Raw genomic sequence first — 23032 nt, 5'->3', positions numbered from 1 at the left:
AATAGACTTATACATAAAAAAATAGCCACATTCGTTGTGGCTATTTTCTAATTAAAAGAAAAGTTATTTCTTTTTGCGACCAAAGGCCACAAGTCCAAAAATACTAAGGGCAAATAATGCCAATGAAGAAGGTGCAGGTACTACAGCAAAAGAAAGGTTACCACTGAGGTTCTCACCAGTGCGTTGTCCAGTGGCATAGTTACCACCTAGCAATGTAGCAGCGCTAACTCCATAGACTGAGCTGATGCTTTCTTCTAGAATCCCATTTTGAACCGCAGTATATTCATTGGTATCAATATTTATGTTCGACGATGCGCCATAACTTATATTGGATACGTCATCTAAAGCGCTATCTGCAAGGCCGTTAAGTGTCGTCACTGCTAACGTATCTATAAATTCATTTGGCAAAACAGACATGCCTGCAACCCATAACTCATAGAAGTTAGTGCTTGATACACCACCAACCGACTGAGGCTTGGCAAAATTAAAGAAATCCGTGACAAAACTATTGCCAACGTCTACACCACCATTTGCAGCTGGAGAGTAGTCTATCATGCCGTCCAAATTCAAACCAATACTAGTTGAAAGAGGACCATTTGAGCCACTAATTGCTACGCTAAGGACTTGCGTAGTGTCATCACCTAACCCTTGTTTTAAACCGTCTGACGCTGTTAGATCGTTGTAAAAAATATTGATGAAACCACCAGTGATTGCACCTGCAAGCTGACCACCGTTTTCGATAACAAACCCGTAAAGTGAGTAATCAAACGTGAGCGCCCATGTATCTTTGTCGCCATAACCATTTTCACTTAAATCTGGGCCACCCTCTAGCGTGATATATTCACCACGGCCAGTATCGGTGAAAAAGTCGCCAACGCCTACATTTGATGTTGCACCTGGCGCTTGTACGTCGTAATAAACTGACGTGGCTTCATTGATCTGGAAGCCTAAGTTACTGACATTTATTGCTTTCTGGGATAGTGAGTATCCTGAACAAAAAGATGCACCAGGAATGGTAGTGACGGTGCCTCCCGCTGTTGTGCACTGTCCAACAGATTCAATTGTTTGCCCCGAACCAATTTGAACCGCTGGTCCATTATTGTCACCGGCATCGATATTAAACGGACCTGCAAGAACTGTTGTGCTAAGCAGTAAGCCCGATAACGCGCTAATTTTTACTAAATCTTTCATCCTGTACCTCATTTTACGTCGACTACGCAGGGGGGTATTAATTGCGTTAAACTTTCGTATGTGACCAAGCATTTTTGGTGCCACATCTTAACATTCTGATATTTAAGGATTATTTTTGTTTCATTCCAAATGATGTAAAAAATACGGACATATTGTAAGTGAAAGGTTGTAAATGGTTGCAAAAGATTTGAGGTTCAAATAGATTTGAATCTCCGATCCTCATCTTATTCAACGAAAGGACGCAATTGTGAATGTTATAAAATTTGGTCTTGTTGCAGCATCACTTACCGTGAGCAGTGCGTGCATGGACGTGGAAAATACTTTAAGCAAAGAAAAAGCAATACAGGCAATGGCGCAAGAGAATTACGACGAGGCGGTAATTCATTTTAAAACCTATTTAGCTCAGAATAACGAGTTAGAAGCACGAGAGCTTTTAGCCTTTGCTTACTATAAAATGGGGGCTTATGAATCTGCGGTTAAAGAATTCGAACGTGCCTACCCGAACTTCGAGGACGTACCGTCAGAGTTTATTGAACCTTTGTTAAAAGCGTACTTTGAATCGGAGAATTATGTTGAATTAGACAAGGTTGTTGATAACGCTTCACCTAACTCTCCCTTTTATTACCAAGCTGTTTTCTACCGTTCGGCAATGTTGCTGCGAACAGGTGAACAGACTGCTTTTAAAAGCCTTATTGACAACATTGTTATAGAAGAGCAGAACAAAGATTCGTACGCTGGTTTGTTGAGCGTTATGAAAACATTAGCAGACCAAAAAGATATAAATGAAGCACTTAGAAAACTTGAGATACTAAACAAAAGCAATAGCGAAAACAGAGATATCTTAGAGCTCATGGGTGCGCTGAATCTGCAAGCTGGCAAATTTAATGATGCAAGACATTTTTACAGAGCGCTAATAGATTTAGCGCCTCAAGATAATGAAGCCTTACTTTATTATGTGATTGCGTCCTCAAGTGCAGACAAAATTAGTGCAGTCTCTAGTGAAATACAGCAACTTTACGCTAAGTTCCCTCGCTCACCAGTTGTAAACATGCTGTTAGCCGAAGAGCACTTTAGGCGTAAAGATTTTAAGAGTGCTGCTGATTATGCTGAGGTTGCTGTACAGTCCGATCTTGGCTTGCTTCAAGCTAAATTTATTGCTGGCCTAAGTAATGCTTATCTCGAAAATGATGAGGTAGCATTTAAATACCTATCTCCTCTTAAAGATGTATTGCCGCCTACACATCCAGCTTTAAAATTAATTGCTATTCTCGAATTGAGATTAGGCTATTTACCTGAAGCCAAAGATAGCTTTTTAACTATTGAGTCGCTTAGCAGTGATGAGTCAGAGTTGTATGCAATAGCCGCAATGAAAATGAGTTTGAGCAACAGAAAAGCCGATGCGGTGCAAATGATTGATTTGTTTGCGCCTTATGCTGAAGAATCTTCAAAATTACAAGCTAAGTTAGGCGCACTACAAGTCTTTAACAACCTGCAGGGGGGAGTTGAAAATCTTGAAGCTGCAGTAAGAGATGGAGAAACCGATCGCGCCTCAAAATTATCTCTGGCAGCGGGCTATTTGTTGGATGAAGATTATGGGAGCCTAGCGGAATTATCTGAACTTTGGTTGAAAGCTTCGCCAGACGACGTAGCGCCTCTGAATTTGGGCGCAAAAGCGCACATAGCGTTGGGTAATGAGGAGAGAGCTTTTGAATTACTAGAATTTGCAAAAGAGCTAGAGCCTAACAATCCGGCCTCGCTCGAATTGTTAGCCTTTCAAGCGAAGCAAGATGGAGATTTTGAAAAAGAAGTTGCTCTATTAAACAAATTGCTAACAAGTAATCCCTCATATTTACCCGGTCTACAAGCTTTAATGCAAGCTAGTGGAGCAAACGAAAGAGATATTGTTAAGTTCACTGCGGCTGCATTCGAGTTAAACAGAAAAGATCTTAGATATGCGATGTTGCACGCGAACGTGTTAAAAGGTTTAAAGCGTCCGTCTGATGTTGTAAATGTATTACAGGATTTTGAAAACGAAAAAGTGCCAGATTACTTTTATCTATTGTATGGAGACTCGTTAACGGCATTAGGGGAATTAACCAATGCTGAGAGAGTCTTCAGGCGCTGGAGTAACCACAATAAAAATTCTGAGTTACCCTATCTTCGCCTAATTATGGTGCAAGACTTGATGAAGACTTGGAGAAGCGCGTTAGCTACATCAGTAGAGGCATTGAAATTGTGGCCTAAATCCGACCGATTTAAGCTGTTGAATGCGAAGTTTTTAAACTTCACTGAACAACCAAGTAAAGCTAAAACAGTGCTAGCGTCTTTGGAAAACTCAACAAAAGAAAGCACCGAATATCTCGCTATCAAGGGAGCTAATCACTTTGCGTTAGGCGAATATAAGGAAGGCGAGAAGAAACTACAAAAAGTAGCCGAAGTTAAAGGACATATTGAGGGAACGCTTTTACTGGCCAAATACTATAAATCACTAATTGATTGGGTAGGTTTACGACAAGTTTACGAGCAGTATATCGAACATAAGCCAGATGATTTAAAACTTAGATTGATTTATGCAAATGACTTTTTGACTGTGGAGCCTGAAGTATCAGAAGTTCAATACAAGTACATTCTATCGAAAGCCCCCGAAAGCCAAGTTGCATTAGGAAATTTAGCATGGATCAACTTACAGAGGAATGAGCTCGGCGAAGCAATGCGTTTTGCGCAAAATGGCTTAGAGTTCTACCCTAATAGTGCAGAGTTACTAGACACAATGGGGCTTATTCATGCAAAAAAACGAGAATTTAAAACAGCATTAGGGTTCTTTAACCGTGCACTCAACGAAAAACCAAAGTCTGTCACCATTTTAATTAATAAAATTGATACCCTAATTAAAATGGGGAATTTGTCAGAGGCTCGAAGCATCGTTAGGTCAAAAGCTTTAGATGCTTATTATCGAAACAACCCTCTTTTTACGGCTATGAAAGAGGGATTAGAAAAACAAGGCTCATAACCATACAAGAGTAGTGTATATCGAGTAACTTTTGGTGTTGCGGTGTAGTAGATACACGAAGCCTTATGCCAGGTTAATTTAGGCTCAGTTTGGGACTTAACCGAATACAGCATAAAAAAACCACCACATGGGAGTGGTGGTTTAAAGTTTTCATTGTTCTATTTAGCTTTGTTTCGACTAAAGCTGGATAACGCTATTAATCCAATAGCAAAGATGGCGATACTCGATGGCTCTGGCACTACAGCGAAAGACAAATTACCACTCAGCTTCTCACCCGTCCGTTGTCCAGAAGCGTAATTGCCTGCTAGTAGGGTAGTTGCATCAATGCCGTAAGCTGCTAGAACATCTTGATTGAGGTTAGTGTTCTGTGCACTGGAATACTCATTCTGGTCAATATTGATAGAAGCTAAAGGTCCATAAGCAATATTAGAGACATCATCAAGGCTATTATCAGCTAGACCATTTAGTGTAGTTACAGCTAATGCAGTAAGATATTCGTTTGGCGTTGTGCCCACCCCAGCAACCCACAGATCATAAAAATTGGAGGAAGAGACACCACCTAAGGACACTGGGTCTACGAAGTTAAAAAAATCTGTAACAAAAGGGTCGCTAGTGTCAAGCGATCCACTTACTGAGCCTGAGTAATCTACATAACCGAAAAGGTTCAGTCCAACGGATACCGTTAATGGGCCACTGGAATTATCGATAGCAACGCTAAGTACCTGTGTCGAATCTGTACCTTCTACCTGCATGCTGCCATCAGCTGCGGATAAATCGTTATAAAAAATATTGATAAAACCGCCTGAAATAACCCCCGCGAGAGTGCCATCTACCGGTGCAACGAACCCGTAAAGACTGTAATCAAAGGTTAAGGACCATTCTTCATTATAACCACTATCAGATAAGTCGCTGCCACCCTCAAGTGTGATGAGTTCTCCGGAACCAACATCAGTAAAAAAGTCTCCGGCTCCCACGTTTGAACCAGGGGCGACCACGTCGTAATACACTGATGTTGCCTCATCAATTTGGTAGCCAAGGTTGCTTACATTCGTGCCGCTTTGACTAAAACTATAACCAGTACATACGGATGGTGCAAAAGGTATTGCCGTTACAGTTCCCGAATTTGCTGTACATTCGGCATCACTTTCGAAGCGTTGACCTGGGCCTATAGAGGTAACAAAACCGTTGTTATCACCGGCGTCGATATTAAATGGCCCAGCGTAGGCGTTGGACATTAGCCCTGTTGCTAACAAAGCTGCATAAAGTTTTTTCATAATATTCCCTTAGTAAGTTTAGCTCGATACAGCGGAGCGGAAAGTAATTGTCGAACGAACAACTAATAACGAAATGCACCGCAGCAAAAATAAAGCCAGAATGGAAATTACAAGTAAAAACAGTGGTTAATGTTTGAGCTGTTTTTGTTGTGGGAATAGTTGTAAAAAAATTCGACATGAAGTCAGAGAGAGTGTATGGCTTTCAATATTATTCGCTGTTAACGATGTTTCTAGCAATTTTAAACATAATTTTTTGAATAATGTTTCGATTTCCAAAAGGACGCCACGTTATCTTCACAGTATTCTTGTAGGCGTCAAAATGAATGCCACGGGGAGCAGTAATAACTTTTCCTCTTTTCAAAATGATTTTAAGGACGTACGCAGCTGCCGTTCCTGCTCCTAATTTTATTGCTAAGCCTAATGATGGACCTTTTTCTTCATCAAAGTTTGCGGTGTTCGGTTCAACTAAATAGTCACGTTGCAACATTGACGGTGATAATCCAATGAGAAATTGAATCAGTTTGTCTTTCTTCGTCACTTTATCGCTAAATCGAAAATATTCTTCATAAGTCATTTTACCAGGTAAAAAGCAAAGTATCGCTGTGCCCATCCCAAGCGGAGCTGCGGTAACAATGGGAATCTTCTTTTCTGTACACTTTCGAAAGACTAGTTCGCGAGCTTCCAATGCAAAGAAGTCAAGACTATCCACGTAGACATCTACACTATCTAAAAAGTCATCAATGTTTTCAGCATTTATCCCTTGCTCAAAGGTCACAATGTCCAAATCTGGATTGATATCTAATGCCATTTCTTTCATAACTTCACACTTATCTCGCTTTACGTTAGACATTGCTGCCCCTGCCTGGCGATTAAAGTTGTGAATATCAAAATAATCAAAATCAGAAATTGCAAAACGACCGATACCTGTCCTAGCGAGCGTCAGTAAATGCTCACCACCGGCTCCGCCCAATCCCGCAATAGCAATCTTTTTCTCTCTTAGTAAAAGTTGCTCTTTTCTAGAGACCCACCCAATATTTCTTGAGAAAGCATTGAAATAGTCGAACACAGTGAAATCCTTCAATTTGTTTTGCCTTTAAAATAGTATACGCTATAAAAAGTAGTGTATGGTATCCATACAAAATGGCTATCTCAAAAGTAGCATTAATAAAAAATGTTGGATAGGGAGTACAGATGAACGTAGCAAAAATACGGAGGTTAAGTCGAAACCCTATCTACGGCGGCATATTCAGATGGTTAATTGCTCACGCCATGAAGAAAGAGGCAAGTAGCATAGCCGGTCACTTCAAAACCTACTTTAAAGCGGAAATAGCAGTTACTAAAAATACCCGCGATGCTGTGCAAAACATTCGACACAAGGTGTATTGCGAAGAACTAAAATTTGAGCCGCCAAATGTCGATGAAAAAGAATCTGACGAATTTGATGAATATAGTGAATATTGTGTACTGAGACATATAGGTAGAGATACATTGGTGGGATGTGTAAGGATGGTTGCACCCTCTGAACCGAGCGCGTTATTACCTATAGAAAAATATTGCAGTGCTTCAATTACCAATAAACAATATCACCCTTCAAATTTTGCTCGTGAAGACGTAGGGGAAATCTCTAGGTTAGCAGTACTGCCTGAGTTTCGGCGCCGGAAAGTTGATAAGGTGGACGGTGCAGCGCAAGGGCGAATATATGAAGCTACTTACACAGAAGAAGAATTTAGATGTTTTCCCTTCATATCTGTAGGTCTTTATTTTGCGGTTGCCGCATTAACCGTAATTGCGAAACGACGTCATATTTACGTGATGACAGAGCCTAAGATAGCGAGAAGTATGGGGTTAGTAGGTATCCGTTTTATTCAACTCGGGGAACCAGTCGACTATCACGGCTTAAGAGCTCCTTACTACATCAATAAAGACATTCTTTTTAAGTATATGTCGAAAGGTTTAAAAAAACTCTATTTACATATTGAGCGGGACATTGCCAAGAGTTTAAAAAAATAATATCAAAAGGCTATTACTTCAATAATACCCAAATATTCATGTAAAGCGCGATTAATTGCAAGTAAGGCGCTCATGTCAGGCCTAGTTACTTCGATTGTGAGTTCACCGTTTGAAAAAAAATCAGTTGGAATACCGACAGCATCAATGCCATGGTTCGAAAAATAAAGCTGGGCGCGGTATTGATGAGATGCTGATGTTATCAGCGCAATTTGTTTTTTGTTACCTAGAAATGTAGCAACAGCCGCTATTTCACTCTCAGTATCAAAGCCATGAGGCACGATCCTAATTTTATCGGCAGGTACTCCTCTGTTAACTAGGAACTTTGCTGACTTGTGCGCAAAACTTTCTCCCCAATTGCCAAAATCACCTGCTGAAAGAATAATTTTTAAATGTGGGGTAGTTTTTATGAGAGATTCGGCTGTTAATAAACGAAGAAGAGAGCAGCGAGGCCAACGGTCGAGTTCAGGCAGTGCTTTGAACTCCCGATAGTTGCAGCCAAGTACTCCAATATATTCGTATTTGTGTAACATTTTCCCCTGCATTTTTTGACCACTCAGTACTCCATGCTCAAGTGGAAAAATTATTAAGTTGGCAATCAGCTGCTGGGTTGCTATAAAAAAAAATAAGGTGCTTATTAGTAATACTTTTATTTTCCTTGTTTTATAGACATGGATAACTGATGCTGCAAACAGCAGTGATAATATTACCGTTGCAGAAGATAAAAAGTTGGCTAAGTAGCTGAGCATGATTCTTAAATCGCATTGATCGACATGAGAAGTACTCTATTTAACTAAAGTACGGGACATTGATAAAGCGTTTATTTAATGTTGCGCGACTGGCATTCTAAGTGGTTAGAAGGTAAAACATAACCGGTTCCACAGAGAAAGAGTTCGAATGGCGCTAATACTGGGGAGATAAAGTATGAGGCATTTTTTATGCAAAGGTTTTTTCTTAATTGGATGTTTCTTATTTGCCGGCACTGTTTTTGCGGGAGAGCGTCTTGCTAATTTGGTTAAAATGCTACAGCCTGGCGTGGTAGGTGTAGGTGTTTTCAGTCCCATAGATGGAAATCAAGCCACGTTAGAAGGCAGTGGTTTTGTTATTGGCAATGGAAAGTATATTGCGACCAATTATCATGTTGTAGAAAGGGAACTTGACACTAGTAAGGTACAGTTTCGAGTGGTTTATACTGGGAAGGGTAAACGTTCCAAGCTCCACAAAGTTAAGTTGGTAGACTTTGATCCAATATTTGATTTGGCTATACTTGAGGTGGTAGAGGAACAGGCATATTTGGATCCTGTTTTTACGTTTGCAAGCGATGAGCTTAAAAGGCCTGGCGAAGATATTGCGTTCATTGGTTTTCCGATTGGCTCTGTACTCGGTCTTTTTCCCGCGGTTCATAAAGGTATTATTGCTGCCGTTACACCTAGTTCTACCCCAGCGAAAAGCAGCAATCAATTGACAGTAAGCTTGATAGATCGCTTGCAACGTGCGTTCAACGTCTATCAACTTGATGCAACGGCATTTCCAGGTAATAGCGGAAGCGCTTTATTTGACGCAAATTCAGGTGAAGTGATCGGCGTTATTAACAAAGTCATGGTTCAAGGTGGAAAAGAGTACGCACTCTCGTCACCAAGTGGGATCACCTATGCAATACCGGTGAAACATTTGCGAAATTTGGCGGCAAGGAATAACATATTACTTGATTGAGTTGCGTTTAGACTATGTGTCGATCTTTTTTACATTGCACTTTCTATGATATTCTAACATTCTGAATTGTTGGGCTTATTTTATGTGGTTCGTTTTTTGCTTGTTGCATTGTGTTGTGCGAATGTGGTGATAAAAAGTAATCGTTTTATTCACCATTCATCTAATCTTTAGGTTTTATTTATGGAAAAGTTATCAAGACGGAAGTTATTGACAGGAACGGCGAAGGTTGCGCCATTGTTAGCGCTTGCAAGCACTAAATCCGTGTGGGCTTCTGGATGCTTGTCTCCGTCTGGAGCGTTGTCAAATAATTTTTCTAATGTGTCATACTCATGCGCAGGCAGGCAAGGCGCTACCCCCGGCTTTTGGAAGAATCACGTGGAGTGTTGGCCTTCTGGAATCTTCGCTGGCTTAATGTTATTTAAAGATGAAAAGTTTGGGGTGGTGTGGGACTGGACCCAGGGTACGACTTCTAAACTTATGGGTAATAGGTTTTATTTAGGATGGTCACGGTCTATTGAAAGCGCTGAAAGTAGCAATTATGGGTCTTACGCGACTTCTTGGAGTAAACTCGGCGACATGTGTCCTCGATTTGTGAAAAATAACACGATATGGGAATCACTTACGGGCAAATATGCTGGCGGAGAAAAAGAAGCAGAGTATCACTTAGCTGCCGCGCTACTAAACGCCATGCACCCAGAAGTTGAATACGGTTATGATGTATTTCACCTACTAGATTATTGTAAGAAGGCGGAGCAACATAGCGATCCTAAAGTATTTGATCGTTTCGTTTCCTCGTTAGTAGAACTTAATGAACGTGGGGGGATCGAAGCACCGAACTTAGCCACATACGATAGTGACGATTTAGTTATGTGTTACAGCCCTGGTTTGACCCCCTCAGAGGGTTTGGCCGACTTGGAAAGTGATGTAATAACTGACTCTTCAACGAAGAGATCAGGTAGAAAAGGTAAGGGCAAAAAAGCTCAAGAGAACGATAGTGAGGATCTCAGTGTTGATGCAAGTGATATTCTTGGGGGCAAATCAGATTATCCAATGTTCCAATCAGCGCTTTGATAAGTGAGTTTGTTGAAATTATAAAATCAAAGTCATCAATTGCTTTGTTCCACAGGGGAACAGGGCAGTTGCTGGTTTTTAACGCTGCTGCAGAGGAGGAATTGCTCAAACTGCAGTCTTTGCGTAGTGATTTAAGTCATGACTTAGAATGTGATAAAGAATTTTTATCTACTCTTCGAAAACACAAAATGCTAGAGAATTGATCGATAAATGGAGGTTGTTCGTTGCTAAACAGTAGTACGATAGTAGTCGATACCTATCCGTTCTCGTTTAAAGTATCATCAGACTTTTCATTCGTTTTAGACAACCTCAGTTCTATCTACTACGCACCTTTGTTGTCTGAAAGCGCTTATGCCAATTTCAACGTATCAATTTCTTACCCGCGCATTTTCGGCTTTCCCCTTCTCAATCGTGCATTGTTTAACTTGGACGGCTTTTCTCCGTTCACTCGTGGTTCCAAAGTTCATAGCTGTGCTCTTTTGGAGTGGGGAATGAATTGGTGCGTTTCACAATATGCCACGGACAGGCTGGTCATTCATGCAGCGTGTGTTGCTCGCGATGAGAGAGGGGTTATATTGTCTGGTGATTCAGGGAGTGGTAAAAGTACGCTCTCATGCGCACTAATGCATAATTCTTATCGTTTACTTACAGATGAGCTAACACTGATTAATTTAAGTGACAATTTAGTTACTCCATTCGTTCGGCCAGTGAGTCTTAAGAATGGAGCTATTGATGTGATAAAAAACTTATATCCCGAATCTTTATTAGGAAAGGTTTCTAAAAATACGCATAAGGGGACTGTTGGTCATTGTAGGCCTACAGACGAAAGTTGGTCCAATATGCGTGAAAATGCATTCATAGGTAATATCTTATTTCCTAAATTCGATAGCACCTGTGAGAGCCCGTCTATACGGATTGTTGAGCCTCTAGAGGCGTTGAGCAGACTGGTTGAGCAGAGCTTCAATATTCATATCTTGGGGGCCCAGGCAATTAGCTGTTTACAACATATTTGTGAAAACGCGCCAGCATACGAAATTAGGTATTCTCGCACAGAAGATGCCATTGAGTTCGTTAATAGCCTTTATGAATAAAAGTAGTTCCAGTTTATTGATCGACTTGATTTGTGATAGAGCTTCAGTGTCTTCATTGTCTTTTGGTAATTGGTGTGATGTTATAGCGCTTTCAAGGCAGCTTGGCTTTTTACCCTTTTTGTTTGAAAAAGCTCGTGGTGAAAAGGCCCTTGAATTTCTTCCCAAAAGCGTTCTAAGTCAACTTAAAAGCGCGAGCTTAGAGGTTTCTCAGCAACAAGAATCAATAAAGTGGCATTTGAAACAGTTGTCTGCCAATAATCCACAGCCAATAAAAAGTGTATTGCTCAAAGGTGCTGCCTATATTATCGCGAATAAGCCTAATGCAAATTATCGTCTGTTATCTGATATTGATTTACTCGTACTTAAAGAGGCCATAAGCGACGCTGAATTGTGGCTTTTTCTCAATGGATTTACGATTTCTGTGTCTGACGAATACGATGATTTTTACTATCGTCAATGGATGCATGAGCTTCCACCATTTGTAAACTCTGTAAGCGGCATGACACTCGATCTTCATCACAATTTATTGCCATTAACATCCAAGCGTCATATCGATTCAGAGTTGTTTTTTGAAAAAGCGCGAGAAGTTGATACAAACTTATTTTTACCCTGCGATGAAGATTTGCTTATTCATTCTGCCGTACACTTGATTCAAGATAGTGTTTTCAACAGGACACTGCGAGATTTAAGTGACCAATTTTGGCTACTACAAGAGTACACAGAGAATCATGAATCAACAGGCGCATTGATTGTTCGGTCAAAAGAGCTCAATCTTAGTAATGATCTTGCAAAGACGCTTTCATTGATGAATTTTATTTTTAAACGATGTTTACTTGAGGGAGAGAAGTCGCTTATTCAAAATGAGCTAGGGAATAGTTTTTTTTGGCCTCTAGAAAGGTATTGTTACATTACTATGTTGACTCAGCCAGTGACTTCAGAATGGAGGTTCAAGCATTATTTCGCGTCAAGTATTCTGTACCTCAAGAGTCACTTAATTAAAATGCCATTTGGATTACTTGTGAAGCACTTGCTCGTAAAAAGCCAAAAAAGAGCGAAAATGTTTGTTGAACAGGAAAAGCGTTAGTTTATGAAAATCTTAGTCACCGGAGCAGCTGGTTTTATTGGTGCGGCTGTATCGCAATACCTTATCAATCGTGGTGACCAAGTTGTCGGGATTGACAACATTAACGATTATTACGATATAAATTTAAAGCACGCCCGCCTAAACGAGATTAAGTCATCGACTGCTGCTGATTTATTTTCATTCGTTGAGATGGGGGTTGAAGAGCGCGACAAAATAGCTGCGCTTTTCGAAGAACACAAGTTCGATAGGGTAGTCCATTTAGCTGCCCAAGCAGGCGTGCGTTATTCTCTTGAAAATCCTAATGCTTACGTCGACTCAAATATTGTTGGTTTTGTGAATATTCTGGAAGGATGTCGCCATAATAAAGTCGAGCATTTGGTGTATGCGTCATCTAGCTCAGTCTACGGTGCGAATGAAACAATGCCGTTTTCAGAGCAGCACAATGTAGATCACCAAGTTAGCCTGTATGCCGCTTCTAAAAAAGCGAACGAGTTAATGGCGCATACTTACAGCCATTTGTATAACTTGCCTACCACTGGGCTACGCTTTTTCACTGTTTACGGCCCTTGGGGGCGTCCAGACATGGCACTATTCAAGTTCACCAAAGCTATTTTGGAAGGGAAAACAATTCAGGTATACAACTACGGAAACCACCGTCGTGATTTCACCTATATAGACGATATCGTTGAAGGCGTAATTCGCTCATTGGATAATGTAGCTAAACCTAACGAGAGCTGGGACGGTAGCAATCCAGACCCAAGCACAAGTAAAGCACCATATAAGGTATATAACATTGGCGCGCAAACGCCCGTACACCTTTTGAAGTTTATAGAAACTCTTGAAAGCGCTCTGGGTATAGAGGCGAAAAAAGAACTTCTTCCCATTCAGCCGGGCGATGTGCCTGACACCTATGCCGATGTTTCATCATTAGTTGCGGATACTGGCTATCAACCTTCTACAAATGTAGAAACGGGTGTTAAAGCATTTGTTGATTGGTATCGCAATTTTTATAACGTTTAACCGTTCGTCCCTCACAGAGGTCTTCTAGGGGACTTCAATTGCACTGCCTCTCATAAATCCCGCACACTTTTTGGGCAAGAACTCTTTCGTGGTTGAATAACCAAGTTCAAAAAGTGTGTTTTTAATCTCAGGTGACAGCGAAAAATCAACCGCAGATATTTCACCAGTATTCACCACTACCGTATTATGCCAATACTTTGCATTTACATACTCTCTGGATATTGCGGTCATAAACGTGCGAATAAGCATACTTACGTACTGAGGTAATTGAAGTAAGTTTTTCTTAATGGCTTTACGCTTTTGCTCAGTACTTTGCAGCCTGAAGCATATTGACGGTGTGCCATCGCCGCGCCAATCTTCAAAAAGTGCATCCTCAGACAATATTGCGCCGTCCACTAACAAATGCTCTTTAAATGGTTTGAATGAGAAGATGAGTGGTATCGACATAGAGTAACGTACCGCTTCAGAAACCCTCATATCAGGAGCCGTTTGCTTATTGAATAGAACTGGCCCACCGCCGTTTACGTCTGTAGCAAGTATGTGTAGGTCAAGGGGGAGGTCGCTAAACACTGCACCTTCTAGCTGGTCATCAATCCACCGTTGAAATACATCGCCAGACGATAATCCGCCTTCACGAAGTAACCGTACGAGAGAGAATTCAGTAAACTGCTTGAAATCTGTGACCAGAGCCAGCTCTCGCATTTGTTCTACACTATAACCTTTGGCGTACAGCGATGCGATAATGGAGCCGCCCGAGACACCCACCAATGTGTCGAAACTCACCTTCATATCGTGCAGCGCCTTTATAATACCGATATGAGCGCTCAGGCGCGTTCCCCCACCAGAAAAGATAGGCACAATTTGTGTGAAATCAGGCTGTAAGAGGTTATTCGGGATTGTGGCCGAAGCTATCTGCATATGCATACTCCAAACTGGCGAGGCTATCCGTTCTCTGTCTACTTCATGTGGACAACAAAACACAGTACCTCGTAGTAAAAGCGTAGTTGACTGAAAGACTATCAGCAAAATATGAGGGGGAGATATGCAATATCTTTAGTCTAAGCTGTTGCTATTTAGCTACATAATGTAATGCGAGGCTGTTTTATAACAGTAAATTGAAACGAGGATATAGAAATCGATTAGCTTTGGATAAGCCTTAGCAGCAGGCATAAAAAAGCTCACTTCTGACCTATTTCAGGAGTGAGCTTCTTATTCTAAAAGTTTGCTGGACTAAAAATTGACTAAACTCTTTCACATGCGCTATTGCAGTGAGTTGAGCTTACAATTTTCAATTTCCAGCTTTCGATTTCTGTATTAGCTCGCCGCAAGCTTTGCCTTCATCTCACGTCTTCGAGCGTGAAGTAAAGGTTCAGTGTAACCGCTAGGCTGCTCTTTACCTTTAAAGATAAGGTCGCTCGCGGCCAAAAAGCCAATTGAGCTGTCTAAGTCAGGTGCCATCGGGATATATTCAGGGTCGCCGGCATTTTGCTCATCTACCAGAGTCGCCATACGAGCCAAAGACTCTTTCACTTGATCGACACTTACAATACCGTGCTCAAGCCAGTTAGCGATGTGCTGAGATGAAATACGTAACGTCGCGCGGTCTTCCATCAAGCCTACATTGTTGATGTCAGGAACTTTCGAACAGCCTACGCCTTGGTGAACCCAACGAACTACGTAGCCCAAGATACCTTGAACGTTGTTATCAATCTCACGCTTTATGCTTTCACGTGTTAGCGTAGAAGCATCCTCCAAAAGTGGAATGGTCAAAATATCGGAAAGACCATCGAAGTTTTGATCTAACGACTTTTGAACGTCAAATACATTTACATCGTGATAATGAAGCGCATGTAGTGTCGCAGCAGTAGGAGAGGGTACCCAGGCAGTATTCGCGCCGGCCTTCGGGTGGCCGATTTTAGTACTCATCATATTTTGCATTTCATCAGGTATAGGCCACATGCCTTTACCGATTTGTGCTCTGCCTGAAAGGCCACAACGAAGGCCTACGGCAACGTTGGCAGTTTCATAAGCCTTGATCCACGCCATTGATTTAAGCGCGGCTTTTTCTGCGAAAGGCCCCGCAAGCATTGAGGTATGAATTTCGTCACCAGTTCTGTCTAAGAAACCCGTGTTAATGAACACGACGCGTGAAGTAGCCTCGGCAATACAAGCTTGTAGATTGATACTCGTACGGCGCTCTTCATCCATTATGCCCATTTTAAGGGTGTTGGCTGGAACATCGATAATCGCTTCGATAGCACCAAACAACGCGTTAGAGAATGCAACTTCTTCTGGTCCGTGCATTTTAGGTTTAACAATATAAATACTACCTTCGCGGCTGTTTTTAAATTTGCTGTTTCCTAATAGATCATGCTTTGCAATAAGAGAAGTGACTAAACCGTCCATGATGCCTTCGGGTACTTCTTCACCGTCGAAGAGCATGGCATTGTTGGTCATAAGGTGACCCACATTCCTAACAAACATAAGGCTGCGACCAGAAAGTACTAGTTTGCCGTCTTTTAGTTCGTCTTGTGAAGCGTGTTTAGACGGCTGATAGCTTCTATCTTCATGCATAGCACGAACTAACTGTTTACCACCTTTTGTCATTTCAATGCTTAGCGTGCCTTTCATCAAGCCAAGCCAATTGCTATACACCAAGGTTTTGTCTTCAGCGTCAACAGCGGCAACCGAATCTTCGCAATCCATAATGGTAGTCAGTGCTGCTTCAACCAATACGTCTTTTACGTTTGCGGCATCGCTTTCGCCAATCGGGTGGGTCGGGTCTAGTTGAATTTCAAAGTGTAGACCGTTGTGGGCGAAAAGCAGACTAGAAGGGGCGCTAATATCGCCTTGATATCCTTGCCATTGCTCCGTATTTGCTAAAGTAGTCTCATCGCCGTCAGCAAGAGTAATCGCCAATTTACCAGATTCAATCTTATATTCAGTAACGTCAGCGTGGCTGCCTTTTGCTAGCGGTATCATGCTATCTAAGTAGTTTTTCGCTTTAGCTACAACTTTAGCGCCGCGTACAGGGTTATAGCTTTTTCCTGCCTCTGCGCCACCTTCATTACTGATAACGTCAGTGCCGTATAGTGCATCATAAAGGCTTCCCCATCGTGCGTTTACAGCGTTGAGCGCGTAACGAGCGTTATTAATTGGCACCACTAACTGAGGACCTGCCATAGTCGCAATCTCTGCGTCTACATTTTGTGTTTGTGCGCTTACTTGTGATGGCTGCTCCACAAGGTAACCAATGCTTCTAAGAAAGTCGGTATATTCGTTTCCATTTACCGGATTGCCGGCTTTGTGATAATCGTCGATAGCGCGCTGAAGCTGCTCCCGCTTTTCTAATAATGCGCGATTTTGAGGAATGAATTTTTCAAAGAGGGTTTCTGCACCTTGCCAAAAGGTGTCTTTATCTACGCCTGTACCAGGAAGTGCCTGTTCATTAATAAAGTTATCGAGCTGTTCGGCAACCTGTAGTCGGCCTCTAGTAATATATCCTTGCATAACTACCTCTATACATTTATCTGTTAACCCAGTGTAGTGTGTATAGAGATAGTTTTTTAATTTATGGTTTGTATTTTTGCCATATTTTTTGTGAATGTTTAGCCCGCGTTCATTTCACTAGCTACATCGCTGATCAACCGGCGCAACCAAATATGTCCTGCGTCGTGGTGAAGTAGAGCACTCCACGCCATTTTTAGCGCAATCGGTGGAATGTCGAAAGGTGGCTCTTTAATCACCACATCTGGGTCGTGCTTAAACAAACGGGCAGCTTTACTAGGTAAGGTAGCAATAAGCTTCTGCTTTTTCGCAATCTGAAGCGCTGCATGGTAGTGGCGAGTAAACACGCGTATTGCACGCTGCTTTCCAATTTTGGTTAGCTCAGCGTCAACCCAACCCAACTTTTGCACTTCATTCGGGTCAATACCTACGCCCACACCAAACCCAGTTTTACTCACCCAAATATGCTGGGCACTCAAGTAGCCTTCTAGGTTGCATTTTTCTACTAGCGGATGGTCGGAACTCATAACGCAGCTAAAGGTGTCATACCAGATAACTTTTTGGTGAAACGACAAAGGCAGTTCATCGAAGCGGTTAATAGCCATATCAACCTTACCTTGCTCTACATCGTGAAAGGTCACGTCACTTGGTGTAATAAGGTCAAGCGTAATATTGGGCGCTAAATCGGCCAGTCTTCCAACGAGTTCAAGTAACAAGGTACTCTCTGCATAGTCACTGGTCATGATGCGGAAGGTTCTATCGCTGGTTAACGGGTCGAAGTCTGTTTCAGGCTGAATAGAGCTTTCTAATCGGCTGAGTACATCGCGAATAATGGGTTGTAGTTCAAGCGCGCGCTTAGTGGGGGTCATCCCATCGCTGGTGCGAACTAATAACGGATCTTTGAACAGATCGCGAAGGCGCTTTAGGCCGTTACTCATTGCAGGCTGAGTAATACTTAGCTGATTAGCAGCTTTTGTTACACTGCCTTCGCGTAACAGCACATCTAAATAAACCAATAAATTCAGGTCGACCTTCGCTATATTCATTATTCTAATGCTCTTTTTAAACCTAATTAAACACAGCTATTATAAAGCTTTTTTATTTCAATGTCAGATAAGCGTTTAGTCTTAACTTACCTAGGCTTATCTCTATAAGTCATTGAATATTATATGTTATATGAGTTTTTTATGGGTTTTAGAAAAATATGGGTTTCTTTATTTTTTGAAACAAGCATAAATGCAGTGAATAGCGTGCACAAAGAAGGGCACCCGAAGGTGCCCTGTAGGAAAGGTTGGGATACTTTCCGTTTAACTCATTGCCTGTTCGCGTTATACGTCGAACTGGTTCATGGTGTTATCTTCACCAGACGCTTTAAGTGCACCTTCACCAGAGAAGTACTCTTTGTGTGTATCACCTAGGTCAGAACCTGCCATCGCTTGGTGCTTAACGCACGCTAGACCCTGGCGAATTTCTTGACGCTGAACACCGCGAACATAAGCAAGCATACCTTCTTCACCGAAGTAACCTTTTGCAAGGTTGTCAGTAGACAGCGCTGCAGTGTGGTAAGTCGGTAGCGTGATAAGGTGGTGGAAGATACCCGCTTCGCGTGCTGCGTCAGCCTGGAAGCTCTTAATCTTCTCGTCCGCTGCTGCTGCAAGTTCGCTGTCATCATAGTCAGCAGACATAAGTTTCGCGCGGTCGTAGCCAGATACGTCTTTGCCTTCTTCTGTCCAAGCATCAAACACTTGCTGACGGAAGTTAAGCGTCCAGTTGAAAGACGGGGAGTTGTTGTATACCAGCTTAGCATTTGGTACTTGTTCGCGAATAGCGTTAACCATTTCAGCGATTTGGCCAACGTGTGGCTTTTCAGTTTCAATCCAAAGCAAGTCAGCGCCGTGCTTAAGTGATGTTACGCAGTCAAGTACTACACGGTCAAAACCTGTGTTCTCTTTAAAGCGGAACAAGCCGTTTGGTAGACGCTCAGGCTTAACCAGTTTGCCACCTTGTTTAAGCACTAAGTCACCTTCAGTTAGGTCTTCAACACCCGCAACTTCGGTGGTTTTAAGGAAAGCGTTGTATTGAGCAGCTAAATCGCCTTCTGATGTAGATACTGGGATCTTTTGAGTCAGACCAGCACCTAGTGAGTCAGTACGTGCAACAATTACACCTTCATCAACACCTAATTCAAGGAATGCATAGCGTACTGCATTGATCTTAGCTAGGAAGTCTTCGTGTGGTACGGTTACTTTACCATCTTGGTGACCACATTGCTTCGCATCTGATACCTGGTTTTCGATTTGTATACAGCACGCACCCGCTTCAATCATTTGCTTTGCAAGTAGGTACGTTGCTTCTTCGTTACCGAAGCCAGCGTCGATGTCTGCGATAATTGGAACTACGTGAGTCTCGTAGTTATCGATTTCAGCTTGAATAGCAGCAACATCACCGCCATTTTTCTTAGCGTCATCTAGCTTGTGGAAAAGGTCGCCCAATTCACGCGCATCTGCTTGACGAAGGAAAGTGTAAAGCTCTTCAATAAGTGCAGAAACTGACGTTTTCTCATGCATTGATTGGTCTGGAAGAGGACCGAATTCAGAGCGAAGTGCCGCTACCATCCAGCCTGAAAGGTAAAGGTAGCTTTTATTCGTTGTGCCTTGATGCTTTTTAACTGAAAGCATTTTTTGCTGGCCTATGAAGCCATGCCAGCAACCTAGCGACTGTGTGTACTGAGACGAATCTGCGTCGTATTCAGCCATGTCTTTGCGCATGATACTTGCTGTATAACGAGCAATATCTAAACCAGTTTTAAAACGGTTCTGAACCTTCATGCGTGCAGCGAATTCTGGGTTGATACCTTCCCAAGTTCCGTTTTGTGCTGCCTTTAATGTGGCGAAGTTATCAATGTCTTGTTGATATTGCGACATGAGCGTCTCTCCCGACTATAATTAAAATACTTAACGTTGTTTGTGTTTACGCTGTAGGGCGTTCCCGTTGATTCCATTTCATCCTAGTGCCGGATTTGGAATAATAGAAATATATATTTTGCATTGCGGTCATTTATTTTGTGAATGTTTGGTTCTGGCGTATGCTTGAACTATCCTCTGCGAGAGAGAGGTATTCGCTCGCTTTACATTGGTTGTTTGATGTTAGGGATGAAGTTACGAAGTGAAGGGGGGCTTCTACATTAGGCATGAAGTCTTACAGGCGCTGGTTATTTCGTCTGTCTATTAGCTAAAAGGGTAATAGCTTTGCCACTTTGGGCAAGGTAAATTTAGGTCTAAAACATCATGCTAGGCGAATTGGCCTTGAAGTGTTCGCCATATTCACTACAGCTTGTTGATTATAATATGAAAAGTGGGTGTTATGAGTAGCAGTGTATTGTCGTCGGTTGACCAAAGAACCAAGCTTGTGGGCGAGAACAGGCTTGAGCTTTTGATGTTTCAGCTTGGAACGCGACACATTTTCGCAATGAACGTCTTCAAGATAAAAGAAGTCATAAACGTACCCAAGCTCAATATAATGCCTGGCTCACATCACAACCTTAAAGGGGTGATGAATTATCGCGGAAGTTCCATCCCAATTATCGATTTGCGTCAGGCAATAAAAATGCGCGGTGCAGCCACACAGGCAACAGCGAAGAATGTTATTATCACTGAATACAATAGAAGTGTGCAGGGCTTTATTATCGGTGAAGTAAAAAACATCGTAAATACCTCTTGGGGAACTATTCAGCCACCCCCGAGCGGAATTGGAAAATCCAATTATTTAACCGCCATAACTCAGGTGAATGTTGAGGGTAAACAAGAGCTGGTAGAAATCATCGACGTTGAAAAAGTACTCGCGGAAATTATCGATTACGACACCTCAATCTCTGAAGAAGTCTTAGATAAAGAGATTGTTAATCACTTTTTGGGCAAAAAGGTCCTGATCGTTGACGATTCAAGCACAGCCAGAAAGCAAATTAAAGACACTCTAGAGCAGCTGGGCATAAGCATCATTGAACGTAAAAATGGTGCTGAAGCGTTAGCGCTGCTTAAACAGTGGGCCGATGAAGGTAAAAATCCTACCGACGAGATGCTGCTCATGTTTACTGATGCAGAGATGCCAGAAATGGATGGTTATCGTCTTACTTCAGAAGTGCGCAACGACCCCCGCATGAGCAATTTATTTATAGCACTTAATACTTCGCTAAGCGGAAGCTTTAATGATGCCATGGTAGAAAAGGTAGGGTGTGACAGATTTATCTCAAAATTTCAGCCAGACATGCTGGTGGATGTTGCTCAACAGCGCATGCGTGAATACCTTGAGGCACAGAACAAGTAAGTCTCCCCATTCAGTAAGTTACCTATTTAACGAGATGACGACCTAGTCATCTCACCCCCTGGTTATTTTATCCAAAAGCTTTGAGCATCTTGCCTGCCTGTTTTACACTATTGCATCTTATCGCTTTGCTAACACCTTTATGATCACCAAAGAATCATTCGCGATAGTTTCGATTTTGTAGTATCTGCGGGTAAAAATCCCAGTGGATACCTTTACTTACTCAGGGAAGTTTAAATGATTAAACAATTTGTTCGCACATCATTAGTAAGTTGTGCGTCTATTGCTGTTCTTGCGGGTTGTGGTATCACTGAATCTACAACCGAATCAGCAAGTGTAAACGGTACCCAAACTCAAAGCGTGCCGAAAAATATTATTATGGTCGTTGCCGACGGTATGGGGCCAGCTTACACCACGGCATATCGCAACTATGTAGATGACCCGTCAACACCGAAAATAGAGCATGTTGTCTTCGACGACATTTTGGTGGGCAATGCTTCCACGTATCCTGCTCGCGTCTCTGGTTATGTTACCGATTCAGCAGCGGCCGCAACTGCTCTTGCTACAGGCATTAAATCATACAACGGTGCCATTGGTGTCGATGTAAATAAACAGCCGGTTAATTCAGTTATGTACCATGCGAAAAGTAAAGGCATGCGTACAGGTTTGGCGGTAACGTCTCAAATTGTTCATGCAACGCCAGCTTCGTACATTGCACACAACGAAAGCCGTAAGAACTACAATGAAATTGCAGAAGATTTCTTTGATGTTCGTGTCGACGGTAAATTTGTTGCTGACGTAATGTTAGGTGGCGGTACTTCTTACTTTGAGCGTGATGATAGAGATATTCTTGCGCAGTTTATCAATGCTGGCTACGAATACGCTGATTCATATAACCGTTTAGCTTCGGTACCTGTAGGAAGCAATGTGCTTGGTCTGTTTGCGCCAGTAGCGCTGCCTGCGGTACTAGATGATAAGCGTAAAAACCGTCTAGAGTATTTAACTCAACACGCCATTAAGCACTTAGAAAATGACAACGGTTTTTTCCTTTTAGTTGAAGCAAGCCAAGTAGATTGGGCTGGTCACGCAAACGACATTGCTTCTGCCATGGCCGAAATGCACGACCTCGCGCTAACCATGGAATATTTGCGTGATTATGTAAAGGCAAACCCTGACACCTTGGTAATCTTGACAGCAGATCACAGTACAGGTGGCTTAACTATTGGCGCTAACGGTGACTACCGCTGGAGCCCAGAGCACCTTAAATCGATGTCAGCCTCGGTAATGACGATTGCTCTTGAAATGGCAAATGAGGAAAACCCTGGTGAGTTCGTTGCACAAAAACTTGGGTTGACGTTGAGCGACGAAGAGCTGGCCACACTAGATAGCGTATCAAATCAGGATGACAAAACGCGCTTTATGGCAGTAAAGACTTTTTTAGATACAAAAACAAATACAGGTTGGACTACCGTTGGTCACACTGGGGTAGATGTTGAAGTATTTGCTTTTGGTGCTGGCTATCAATCGCTTATGGGCCAAATTGATAATACAGATATTGCAAAGACAATTTTCAATTTTATCGATAAAAAGCAGCCAGTAAAAATCGATTCTAACTTAAATTCAGTACCAAAAGAGACATCGACCAACATAGAGCTTACGTCAGATGAAGATGACGATGGTCTGTGTGACTTTAAGGAAGATTGGCGCTGTAACTAATCACTGCAAAGTAAGTATAAAAGCTAAA

General features: G+C 42.1%; 17 protein-coding genes. 9 read left to right on the top strand and 8 right to left on the bottom strand.

From position 1 onward, the window contains the following. Positions 1 to 63 precede the first annotated feature (63 nt). Complete coding sequence (locus MHM87_RS04705) at positions 64 to 1191, bottom strand: PEP-CTERM sorting domain-containing protein (protein WP_239257886.1); 1128 nt, start codon at positions 1189 to 1191, stop codon at positions 64 to 66. 247 nt (positions 1192 to 1438) lie between these two features. On the opposite strand from MHM87_RS04705, the gene prsT reads away from it, so the two are divergent. After that, on the top strand, positions 1439 to 4201 hold the full coding sequence (prsT, locus tag MHM87_RS04700; protein ID WP_343213312.1) for an XrtA/PEP-CTERM system TPR-repeat protein PrsT: 2763 nt from the start codon (positions 1439 to 1441) through the stop codon (positions 4199 to 4201). Between the two features lie 158 nt (positions 4202 to 4359). Here the strand turns inward: prsT and MHM87_RS04695 are convergent, their stop codons facing one another. Both MHM87_RS04695 and MHM87_RS04690 read right to left on the bottom strand, forming a co-directional pair. Beyond that, positions 4360 to 5475 carry a PEP-CTERM sorting domain-containing protein gene (locus tag MHM87_RS04695; protein WP_239257885.1) on the bottom strand — a complete coding sequence of 372 codons (1116 nt, stop codon included), beginning with the start codon at positions 5473 to 5475 and terminating at the stop codon, positions 4360 to 4362. A 208-nt stretch (positions 5476 to 5683) separates the two neighbouring features. Further along, positions 5684 to 6541 carry a ThiF family adenylyltransferase gene (locus tag MHM87_RS04690; protein ID WP_239257884.1) on the bottom strand — a complete coding sequence of 286 codons (858 nt, stop codon included), beginning with the start codon at positions 6539 to 6541 and terminating at the stop codon, positions 5684 to 5686. A 125-nt stretch (positions 6542 to 6666) separates the two neighbouring features. On the opposite strand from MHM87_RS04690, the gene MHM87_RS04685 reads away from it, so the two are divergent. Further along, complete coding sequence (locus MHM87_RS04685) at positions 6667 to 7485, top strand: PEP-CTERM/exosortase system-associated acyltransferase (protein WP_239257883.1); 819 nt, start codon at positions 6667 to 6669, stop codon at positions 7483 to 7485. A gap of 2 nt (positions 7486 to 7487) precedes the next feature. On the opposite strand, the gene MHM87_RS04680 is transcribed toward MHM87_RS04685, so the two are convergent. Beyond that, positions 7488 to 8231, bottom strand: a complete 744-nt coding sequence (locus MHM87_RS04680) for a YdcF family protein (RefSeq protein ID WP_239257882.1) — start codon at positions 8229 to 8231, stop codon at positions 7488 to 7490. A gap of 175 nt (positions 8232 to 8406) precedes the next feature. On the opposite strand from MHM87_RS04680, the gene MHM87_RS04675 reads away from it, so the two are divergent. The 5 genes from MHM87_RS04675 (at position 8407) to MHM87_RS04655 (ending at position 13461) form a co-directional block, all read left to right on the top strand. Then, positions 8407 to 9195, top strand: a complete 789-nt coding sequence (locus MHM87_RS04675; protein WP_239257881.1) for a serine protease — start codon at positions 8407 to 8409, stop codon at positions 9193 to 9195. Between the two features lie 180 nt (positions 9196 to 9375). Then, positions 9376 to 10266, top strand: coding sequence for a hypothetical protein (locus tag MHM87_RS04670; protein WP_239257880.1), 891 nt, complete (start codon positions 9376 to 9378; stop codon positions 10264 to 10266). Positions 10267 to 10490: 224 nt separating this feature from the next. Next, positions 10491 to 11357: an HprK-related kinase A gene (locus MHM87_RS04665; protein WP_239257879.1), complete on the top strand. Its 867-nt coding sequence runs from the start codon at positions 10491 to 10493 to the stop codon at positions 11355 to 11357. After that, complete coding sequence (locus MHM87_RS04660) at positions 11350 to 12441, top strand: nucleotidyltransferase family protein (protein WP_239257878.1); 1092 nt, start codon at positions 11350 to 11352, stop codon at positions 12439 to 12441. Before MHM87_RS04665 ends, MHM87_RS04660 begins: the two co-directional genes overlap by 8 nt. Before the next feature lie 3 nt (positions 12442 to 12444). Continuing rightward, positions 12445 to 13461 carry an NAD-dependent epimerase gene (locus MHM87_RS04655; RefSeq protein WP_239257877.1) on the top strand — a complete coding sequence of 339 codons (1017 nt, stop codon included), beginning with the start codon at positions 12445 to 12447 and terminating at the stop codon, positions 13459 to 13461. Positions 13462 to 13485: 24 nt separating this feature from the next. On the opposite strand, the gene MHM87_RS04650 is transcribed toward MHM87_RS04655, so the two are convergent. The 4 genes from MHM87_RS04650 to MHM87_RS04635 all read right to left on the bottom strand — a co-directional run bounded on the left by MHM87_RS04650 (position 13486) and on the right by MHM87_RS04635 (position 19892). Further along, on the bottom strand, positions 13486 to 14379 hold the full coding sequence (locus MHM87_RS04650; protein ID WP_076010962.1) for a patatin-like phospholipase family protein: 894 nt from the start codon (positions 14377 to 14379) through the stop codon (positions 13486 to 13488). 396 nt (positions 14380 to 14775) lie between these two features. After that, positions 14776 to 16971 (bottom strand): malate synthase G, encoded by a 2196-nt coding sequence (locus MHM87_RS04645; RefSeq protein WP_239257876.1) that lies wholly within the window; start codon positions 16969 to 16971, stop codon positions 14776 to 14778. A 98-nt stretch (positions 16972 to 17069) separates the two neighbouring features. Continuing rightward, the gene (locus MHM87_RS04640; RefSeq protein ID WP_014950208.1) at positions 17070 to 18014 is read right to left on the bottom strand and encodes a LysR family transcriptional regulator; all 945 of its coding nucleotides are present in this window, start codon (positions 18012 to 18014) and stop codon (positions 17070 to 17072) included. A 282-nt stretch (positions 18015 to 18296) separates the two neighbouring features. After that, on the bottom strand, positions 18297 to 19892 hold the full coding sequence (locus tag MHM87_RS04635; protein ID WP_239257875.1) for an isocitrate lyase: 1596 nt from the start codon (positions 19890 to 19892) through the stop codon (positions 18297 to 18299). Positions 19893 to 20331: 439 nt separating this feature from the next. Between MHM87_RS04635 and MHM87_RS04630 the strand changes: the two genes are divergently transcribed. After that, positions 20332 to 21291, top strand: a complete 960-nt coding sequence (locus tag MHM87_RS04630; protein WP_239257874.1) for a chemotaxis protein CheV — start codon at positions 20332 to 20334, stop codon at positions 21289 to 21291. Between the two features lie 234 nt (positions 21292 to 21525). Next, entirely contained in the window at positions 21526 to 23004 is a 1479-nt protein-coding gene (locus MHM87_RS04625; RefSeq protein ID WP_239257873.1) for an alkaline phosphatase, read from the top strand. Positions 23005 to 23032: the final 28 nt, after the last annotated feature.

This window comes from Alteromonas sp. Cnat3-28 (assembly GCF_022348265.1).
Taxonomy (GTDB): domain Bacteria; phylum Pseudomonadota; class Gammaproteobacteria; order Enterobacterales; family Alteromonadaceae; genus Alteromonas; species Alteromonas macleodii.
The sequence above is the reverse complement of the archived record's forward strand: the minus strand, read 5'-3'. Positions and strand labels throughout refer to the sequence as shown.

Excerpts from the sequence above, each read along its gene's own strand:
- MHM87_RS04705 (WP_239257886.1), bottom strand. The coding sequence starts at position 1,191 with ATGAAAGATTTAGTAAAAATTAGCGCGTTATCGGGCTTACTGCTTAGC.
- MHM87_RS04695 (WP_239257885.1), bottom strand. The coding sequence starts at position 5,475 with ATGAAAAAACTTTATGCAGCTTTGTTAGCAACAGGGCTAATGTCCAAC.
- MHM87_RS04685 (WP_239257883.1), top strand. The coding sequence starts at position 6,667 with ATGAACGTAGCAAAAATACGGAGGTTAAGTCGAAACCCTATCTACGGC.
- MHM87_RS04680 (WP_239257882.1), bottom strand. The coding sequence starts at position 8,231 with ATGCTCAGCTACTTAGCCAACTTTTTATCTTCTGCAACGGTAATATTA.
- MHM87_RS04675 (WP_239257881.1), top strand. The coding sequence starts at position 8,407 with ATGAGGCATTTTTTATGCAAAGGTTTTTTCTTAATTGGATGTTTCTTA.
- MHM87_RS04670 (WP_239257880.1), top strand. The coding sequence starts at position 9,376 with ATGGAAAAGTTATCAAGACGGAAGTTATTGACAGGAACGGCGAAGGTT.
- MHM87_RS04660 (WP_239257878.1), top strand. The coding sequence starts at position 11,350 with ATGAATAAAAGTAGTTCCAGTTTATTGATCGACTTGATTTGTGATAGA.
- MHM87_RS04655 (WP_239257877.1), top strand. The coding sequence starts at position 12,445 with ATGAAAATCTTAGTCACCGGAGCAGCTGGTTTTATTGGTGCGGCTGTA.
- MHM87_RS04650 (WP_076010962.1), bottom strand. The coding sequence starts at position 14,379 with ATGCAGATAGCTTCGGCCACAATCCCGAATAACCTCTTACAGCCTGAT.
- MHM87_RS04645 (WP_239257876.1), bottom strand. The coding sequence starts at position 16,971 with ATGCAAGGATATATTACTAGAGGCCGACTACAGGTTGCCGAACAGCTC.
- MHM87_RS04640 (WP_014950208.1), bottom strand. The coding sequence starts at position 18,014 with ATGAATATAGCGAAGGTCGACCTGAATTTATTGGTTTATTTAGATGTG.
- MHM87_RS04635 (WP_239257875.1), bottom strand. The coding sequence starts at position 19,892 with ATGTCGCAATATCAACAAGACATTGATAACTTCGCCACATTAAAGGCA.
- MHM87_RS04630 (WP_239257874.1), top strand. The coding sequence starts at position 20,332 with ATGAGTAGCAGTGTATTGTCGTCGGTTGACCAAAGAACCAAGCTTGTG.
- MHM87_RS04625 (WP_239257873.1), top strand. The coding sequence starts at position 21,526 with ATGATTAAACAATTTGTTCGCACATCATTAGTAAGTTGTGCGTCTATT.